Raw genomic sequence first — 8,248 nt, 5'->3', positions numbered from 1 at the left:
AATCCCGAAAATAATGAAAGAAAAATTTATATTCAGGATGAAGAGGTAGAGCACAGTATTAGTCATTCCATGATCACTGCCATTTTTGAAGATTCAGGTAACAATTTTTGGGTAGGAACTCAAAATGGGTTGAATTTAATGGACAGGAAAAGTGGAAAGTTTTTTTCATTTAATACCGAGCAGGGGCTTCCCAGTAGCTTTATTATAGGAATTTTAGAAGATGGGAAAGGGAATCTCTGGTTATCCACCAGCAATGGCATTTCAAAATTTACACCTCCAAAAAACCTCGAAATTGACCATTTAAGCAACACTTCTGATTGGGGAACATTTCGAAATTACAATGTAAATGATGGCTTGCAGGACAATGAGTTTTCCCCCAACGCCTATCACAAACTCCAAAATGGAGAAATGATATTTGGAGGAATTAATGGTTTTAATATTTTCCATCCAGATAGTATTGTAGATAATAAAGTTGTCCCTGAGGTTCATTTTACAGCATTAAAAATTTATAATGAGGAAGTTGAAATTTTTGGAGAAAATTCCCCTCTCGACCGGCATATCAACTGGATGGATAAATTAGTCCTTGACCACAATCAAAACGGATTTACCATTCATTTCACTGCCTTAAATTTCACTTCTCCTGAAAAAGTGGAATATGCTTATATGCTGGAAGGCCTTGACGAAAAATGGAATGAGGTAAGGAACCAGCGTTTTGCTCATTATAGTCACATTGCCCCGGGTGAATATATTTTCAGGGTAAAGGCCAGTAATAATGATGGTCTTTGGAACGAAGAGGGAAAATCCCTGAAAGTAATTATTCGTCCTCCGTGGTATGAAACTTTTTGGTTTAAGTTATCTCTTATTCTGGTTTTTTCTGGAATTTTATTCCTACTGGTCAGGATGAGGATTAACAGATTGAAAAATGAGACCATCAAATTGGAAAAAATGGTGGAAACCCGAACCAAAGAACTACAAAATAAGTCGGTGGAACTCCAATTGCTTACAAAAAAACTTCAGGCACAAAATGAGGAATTAAATTCCCATCAGGAAGAGCTTAGTACCCAGTATGAAAAACTTGAGGAATCCCATGCTAAATTAAAAAATACCCAATTGCAATTGGTGCAAGCTGAAAAAATGGCTTCTTTGGGTGTGCTTACTGCAGGAATTGCCCACGAAATCAACAATCCAATTAACTACATTAAATCGGGGGTAATTGGGTTGAAAAGGGCATTACATGATATTTTAAGTATTCTTCGACTTTATGGAAATCTTGATACAAAAAATAACTTTAATGAAAAGTTTAAAGAAATAGAAGACTTGAAAACAGAGCTTGTTCTGGACACAAAAGTAGAGTTATCGGAAAGGGTTCTTGAAAATATTTCCAATGGAGCGATAAAGGCTGCCGAAATTATAAAAGGGTTAAAGACCTTTTCCAGAATGGACGATGGAAATTTTGTGATCTATGATATCCACGATGGCTTAGAATCAACTTTATTGTTGCTCCATCATCAATTCACAGAAGATATCATCCTGCAAAAAAATTACGGACAGATTCCAATGGTAGCCTGTTCTCCATCAAAAATCAACCAGGTGTTTATGAATTTGTTGAGTAACGCCATTCAGGCCCTTAAAGGCAGGGGCACAATCACCATTACTACTCAAGCGTATAAAGCCAATCATGAACAGGAGAACTGGATTAATAATTTACCAGCTATTGACGAAACCAACCAATATATTAGCATAATAATAGAAGACACTGGGTTTGGTATTGATAAAAGAACAATTTCTCATATATTCGAACCCTTCTTTACGACCAAAGATGTGGGAGAAGGAACTGGATTGGGGTTATCCATTTCTTTAAATATTATTGATACCCACAAGGGTAAAATAAAGGTAGAAAGCCGGGCAGGAGAAGGGGCCAAATTTACCGTAATTCTCCCTGTAGAGCAAAAGAATTAACAAGACCATACCTTTCATTAGCAACCTTATTTTTTGAATCGAAACCTTCTGAGTTCATTAATTTATTGGCTATTCTCAATCAAATTCAAATAACGACCCATCCAATAGGGTAGAAGCCAGTAAACTGGATCCCTTTCCTGAGCAGGATTTCCTGCCACTATCTGGTAGGGATTTCGGTCCCATCGCATGGTTCGGTATTCACTCGGAGGTCTCAATTCATCCACTTGCAATTCTTCAAGAATAGGTTTACGAACTATGTTTAAATCTTCCCGGCTACCATTATCTATTTCCCAATCCACCAAATCAAGTGGTGCATCTTTCAGGAAAAAGAGGGAACTTTCCAGGCCATCTTGCCCCCCATTGAGATAATTATAAGTGAAATTTAAAAGAGGGCTATTGGTATTTTTGTATTTGTTAAACCATTCATCCAGGTGCTCTTCATATATTGATTTCAGCGCTGGGTTATCTTCATATTTAATTAAGGGAGGATAAACATAAAGCGCCAGGTAAATATCAAAATAAGTTTCCCAGGCCGGGTTTTTTGTAAATAATTTCCTTGCATTTTCCAGGTAGCCTTCGTTCTCAATCAAATTGATATAAGCATCCTGATAAACTTCTTTTCCTGTAATATGGTAAACAAATTTCAAAAAGGATAGAATCTCAAGAGAATTCAAAGCTCTTTCTTGAGCCCAATCAGGGTCATGATTTAGGATTTTTGGAGACCAGACTCCCCATTTTGTAGGGGTTCCATCTACGCCTATTAGGTTGAAATTATTCTGAAGGAGATGGTCCATTATTTTATCCACGTGGCTGGCAATTCTTTTCTTTTCTGCTTCATCTGCAGCAAAATTATAATAACAATAATATCCGAAAAAATGTCCGCATAATTCATCACTACTGGTATCTCCTTTCCATTTCCATTTCCCATCTTCTGACAAATGCCATCTCTTTTCAACAGGTTTATGTCTGGGATTTTTGACCAATTCTTCGGCTAATTCTTGTGGAGTATAGGTCCTGTTCATATCATGTGACCTTTCCCATGAAACAGGGATAATGGTCCTCGCGAAAAAGCCATTGTTTCCGGTTACTTCTCGTAAATAATATAAGAAATCAAAAGATTTTTTTGCCCTCTCTTTTGCCTGAGGATTTCCCGTTACTGCATAGCGAAAGGATTCCATAGCCAGATACATTGAAGTGTACTCCCCATCGTTATCATCGTCTTCAGGGACTAGGGTAGTAGTATCTCCGGGAACTTCCAGCCGAAACCGGCCTACAATCCAGGGGTCTCTTACATGCCTGGTGATCAATTGCTGATAAAAGTAATTCGCCTTTTCCTCAAGTGTCATTTCCTTTTTCATGATTACACTCACACCTTTACTTGTAGCAATCCAGGCATTTCCAGCATCATCAAAATTAATATCACGTACCTCATTTGACATCAGCCATCGCCTGCTTAACCGAACAGAATACTCTGCCTTTCCAGGCGTAAACCTGCTGATTCCGTAATCGGTCCCCACCCACATTTTTCCATCAGGTGCTTTTTTGACCACTGTTACATTCCCATTTGGAATACCATTTTCTGGTAATTTAATAGCAATTTTTTCCTTTTCATTTCGAATAGCCACTCCTCCCAAACTTCCCACCCACAAGTTCCCATCATCACTGTATGCTATACCTGTAACATAGGCACTTACCAAATCCGCTCTATCCTGAAAAACTTTGGTCTTGTCATCTTTGCATAGGTATAAACCTACATCAGTGCCTAACCAAAAGCCTCCATTTTTGGCTGGTAAAACCTCCCGAATGGATTTGGCAACAGGATAATCTTTTTTCTCCCATTTCTCTTGCTGGTATGCCCAAATTCCCCTCGGGCCGAAGGCATAAACCATTCCTGATATTTCTGTAACATTGGAAATTGGGGGTTCCGGCTCTTTTTCATTTACCATTTCTCCCGATTGAAAGGAATAAATACCATTCCAGGTTCCAGCCCAAATTTTTCCGTTTTTGTCAAGCATTACATCATAGGCGGGGCCATGGTTTTCTCCGCTAATCATCAATTCCCATTTTTCTTCACCTTTCTTTTTCTGGAAAACACCCCCTTTAGTGGCGATCCAAATATTGCCCTTTTTGTCTGGTTGAACGCTTCGGACATCATTGGTTTCTGCATTATCCTCTTTGATTACAAAACCTTGATGATATTCTTGCTGAAAGGAGGTATCTCGATATGGCCCGTTGGCAGTGTCACTAAGTTCTTCCTTTTTGACTGTATTATTTGTACATCCAAACTGGTAAAACAATAAAAAGGTAATAATGAATTTTAATGCTTTTAACATGGAAAGTTGAAGTTCTTGTCGTCTTTCAATTCTTGGTATAGTATTGCGATTGCAAAAGTGTTTCCCTGGTTTTTAAATAATACTAAACAGAAATAGAAAGAGGCTACTCTGCGGTGTGAATTCCCAGAATTCTCCGACTATCCAATGTGTCTGTTCAGCAATTTTGAAAACTTTTTCGAATAAGATATTCTTTCGAAAATATTCCCTGTTCCCTTAAAAAAGAGCATTGGGAAATCGAAACAAGAATAATTCTATGCCCGGAACCAAACTTTAGTTCTAAATCATTAAAATTCAATTAGATGTTGTCAGAGGGTTTCCTTCAAAAATTATAATATTTCATATAATATTAAATTCTCTGGGGTGTTATTAGGACATTATCTATTATTAACAGTAAATCACCTAGGTAAAATACCTACAACTAACGATGAATAAACCTCCAAGAATTTTAATTGTCGATGATTTTCAAAGTATAAGAAGAGTACTTGGAAATACCCTTACAACCCACGGTTTTGAAATTACAGAAGCCGAAAATGGCAAAAAAGCCTTAGATTTTTTGTTAGGAAGCAATCAGCCAATTGATCTTATTTTGTCTGATTATAATATGCCTGAAATGAATGGATTTGAATTTCTTGAGTCCGTAAAAAAATCCAATTCCCTCAAAAACATCCCCTTTGTATTACTCACTTCTGAAACGAGTAGAGAGAAAATGAAGGAAGCAAAAGCTGCTGGCCTTGATGCCTGGATAGAAAAACCCTATAAAATCGAAGCTTTCATTACTCAAATTAAATACTGCATAGAAAAAAGCCAGTCCAATGAGTCAGTTTGATAAATTGTTTATTGAAGAGGCAAACGAACAACTTGAAATCGCTGAGCAGGCATTATTGAATTATGAAACCAATGCTGCCCCAGCACTAATCGAGGAAGCCTTTAGAGCCTTACATACGTTTAAGGGTGCGGCCTATATCTTTAGCCTAAAAGAACTAGGGGATTTTGCGCATCATATTGAATCTATTTTAGATGGTGTAAGACAGGGATCTCTTTCCAGTATTGATGAAATAATTGGGAAATTATTAGTGTATCTGGATCACCTGAAAAGATTAATGAGTGATCCTGAAATTAATAATGAGAATGAAAGGCTTAAACACGATAAAATTTCAGCTGAGATCAATATTTTATCAAAAGAAATAGCGAATGAAGTAAAAAACTTTGAGCAGAAAAATTGTAATTCCACTATACAGGAAATTGAAGATGATTGCTGTACATTTTATCTTTCTATAATACCTAAAATAAAATTAAGCGAAAGTTCAAACCATCCAATTTTTAATATAATAGAGGAGATTACCGAATTGGGATCATCCCAAAATAATCCTCATTTTATCACAGAAGAAAATGAAGAGGCCCAAATAATTCAGCATTGGGATATTTATGTAGCCTGTCCACAATCTGCAGAGGACCTGGAAGATCTTTTCATGTTCATAGATAGTGATGTAGATCTTGGAATTAATAAAATTGCAGATTCCAACTTATTTGAAAAAGAAGAATTTGAACCTTTTCTGGAAAGTATTAAGGGATTCTCTCCCGCTGAAAAAATCAATGAATTAAACGCATTTGGCAATTCAATTCAACATACCGAGATTGAAGTAACCGAAGAAATTAATACCCCGGATCCTGTAATAAACCCTAATTTAAAGTCAAGCAGTATCAGGGTAAATACGAATAAGATAGATCAATTAATGAACCTGGTGAGTGAATTAGTCACTGATCAGGCAAGCCTTTCCCTTTTTGCTGAAAAATACCATATACCAGAACTTGAAAACCTGGTGGAAAATATGGACAGGCATATTATCCAACTTAGAGATATTACCTTCGATATGACTTTAGTGCCTATTGAAAGCATGATGGGCAGGTTAAGAAGACTGGTTAGGGATAGTTCTAAAGCCTTAGGTAAGGAAGTGGAATTTATCGTGGATGGAGGAAACACTGAGTTGGATAAGATTTTCATTGATTCGCTCACTGATCCTTTAATGCATATTTTAAGGAATAGCATTGACCATGGAATTGAATGCCCGGAGGTTAGAAAAGAAGCTGGAAAGCCGGAAAAGGGAACTATACGATTTGAAGCATATTATTCCGGTGCGAATGTACACATTGATATTTCCGATGATGGTAAAGGATTGGATACCGAGGTGATTTGGGAAAAGGCAGTTCAGAAAGGAATTGTGGATAAAAATCGCAACCTGAGTACCAAGGAAATGATGGAATTGATTTTTGAACCAGGGTTTTCCACTGCAAAAAATATCACTGATGTTTCCGGAAGAGGGGTTGGTATGGATGTAGTTAGGAAGAATATTACAGAATTAAAAGGGGAAATTGAACTCAATTCTGAAAAGGGAAAAGGGACTAAAATAACCATTAAGGTACCTTTAACCCTATCCATTATTGATGGTTTATTGGTAAAAATTGCTGAAGAGTTTTTTGTAATTCCCATCCAGGTTGTAAAAAAATGTTATGAAGTTCCCTATGGAAAACTCCTTCATAATTTTAATGATATTCTGATATTGGATGATAGGCAGATTCCTTTTATAAATCTCAGGGAAGAACTTGCCTTAAATGGAAATCCCCCTCCTGAATATACCATCGCAATTACTGTTTTAAACAGAAATAAGGAAGTGGCCATTACTGCTGATGAAATAATAGGAGAATATCAGGCCGTTTTGAAACCCATTGGCCAACACTATAAAGATCAGGACTTTATTTCCGGAGCTACCATTCTGGGCGATGGGACAGTGGCATTGGTACTTGATACCAATAAACTAGTTGAACTTAAATCTAAATTACCTTTAAATTCATGAACCAGGAAGAAGAAAATAGTCAGAATATAAAATCTTTTTTATCCTTCAGGCTAAACAAGGAAAAATTTGCAATGGAGGTTGAAAAGGTGATTGAAATATTGGAAGTGCCCAGAATAACACATGTACCCAAGGCACCAGAATATATGAAAGGGGTAATTAACCTCAGGGGAAAAGTACTTCCATTAATTGATACATGTGTAAAATTCGGGTTACCAGCAATTGACTTAAAAATTGAAACCTGTATAGTGGTGGTTGCAATTCAAATTAATAATGAAATGATTCAATTTGGAATTTTGGTGGATGAAGTGCTGGAAGTCCTTGAGGAAGATGAAAAGGAAATACAGTCTTCCCCCAGTATCGAGAAAAAGAATTCCATTGAATTCATTAAGGGCATCTTAAAAGTAGATGAGGAATTTTTAATGATTCTTGACCTGGACAAAGCTTTTTCAATAGATGAGGTTCATCTGCTAAAAACGTCTGAAGAAGTATCCACTCCAGCTTAAAAAATTCTATTCCCAGTTTAAGAGGCCCCGAGACACATCATCACTCTTTAAGCAGGTAAAATCATTTTTAAATCGAAAAAAGGCAGGATAATTTTCGAATTATATAAATTGGAATAAACATATAATTTATTGATATTCAACAAGATATGTTGTTTATTTAACTTTTATTTCAATTTTGGAAGCCAATCATTAAAAACCATGACAAAAACACCTTTATTACTTCTTTTATTAATTTATATTGGAATTCATTCCGCCCAGGCACAATTTTCTGTAAAAGCTGATTTTAGGATTCGATCAGAATTTCGAGATGGTTCCAGAATTTTACTTGATAGCACTCGGCAGCCTGCTTTTGTGAGCTCTCAGCGAAGTAAGCTGATTACGGACTATAAAAAAGACAAATTAGAGTTGAGGTTTGCACTTCAAAATGCCAGAATATGGGGACAAGACAGGGAAAGGGCCAATGTGCCAAATTTTAACCTCAGTGAAGGCTGGTTGAAATATCAGTTAAGTTCTATGTTTTCTATCCAGGTGGGACGTCAACACATGATTTTAGACGATGGGAGGATTTTCGGAAAAAGAAACTGGAATGATATTGCTGTTT

At 36.5% G+C, this 8,248-nt stretch carries 5 protein-coding genes and 1 pseudogene; 5 read left to right on the top strand and 1 reads right to left on the bottom strand.

What is annotated here, in order from left to right:
• A partial coding sequence (locus tag A3EM_RS46720) for an ATP-binding protein (protein WP_020533362.1) occupies nt 1–1,959 on the top strand: 1,959 nt, incomplete at its 5' end.
• Between the two features lie 62 nt (nt 1,960–2,021).
• Here the strand turns inward: A3EM_RS46720 and A3EM_RS0137385 are convergent.
• Nucleotides 2,022–4,292, bottom strand: coding sequence for a ligand-binding sensor domain-containing protein (locus A3EM_RS0137385; protein ID WP_020533361.1), 2,271 nt, complete (start codon nt 4,290–4,292; stop codon nt 2,022–2,024).
• Between the two features lie 424 nt (nt 4,293–4,716).
• Between A3EM_RS0137385 and A3EM_RS0137380 the strand changes: the two genes are divergently transcribed.
• The 4 genes and pseudogenes from A3EM_RS0137380 to A3EM_RS44920 form a co-directional block, all read left to right on the top strand.
• Nucleotides 4,717–5,118: a response regulator gene (locus tag A3EM_RS0137380; protein WP_020533360.1), complete on the top strand. Its 402-nt coding sequence runs from the start codon at nt 4,717–4,719 to the stop codon at nt 5,116–5,118.
• Entirely contained in the window at nt 5,105–7,144 is a 2,040-nt protein-coding gene (locus tag A3EM_RS46715) for a chemotaxis protein CheA (RefSeq protein WP_020533359.1), read from the top strand. The genes A3EM_RS0137380 and A3EM_RS46715 overlap by 14 nt, the downstream gene beginning before the upstream one ends.
• Complete coding sequence (locus tag A3EM_RS0137370) at nt 7,141–7,647, top strand: chemotaxis protein CheW (RefSeq protein WP_020533358.1); 507 nt, start codon at nt 7,141–7,143, stop codon at nt 7,645–7,647. Before A3EM_RS46715 ends, A3EM_RS0137370 begins: the two co-directional genes overlap by 4 nt.
• A 198-nt stretch (nt 7,648–7,845) precedes the next feature.
• A pseudogene (locus A3EM_RS44920) lies at nt 7,846–8,248 on the top strand (alginate export family protein); the annotation flags it as partial.

Origin of the sequence: Flexithrix dorotheae DSM 6795, from assembly GCF_000379765.1 — a bacterium.
GTDB classification, from domain to species: Bacteria; Bacteroidota; Bacteroidia; order Cytophagales; family Flammeovirgaceae; genus Flexithrix; species Flexithrix dorotheae.
The sequence above is the reverse complement of the archived record's forward strand: the minus strand, read 5'-3'. Positions and strand labels throughout refer to the sequence as shown.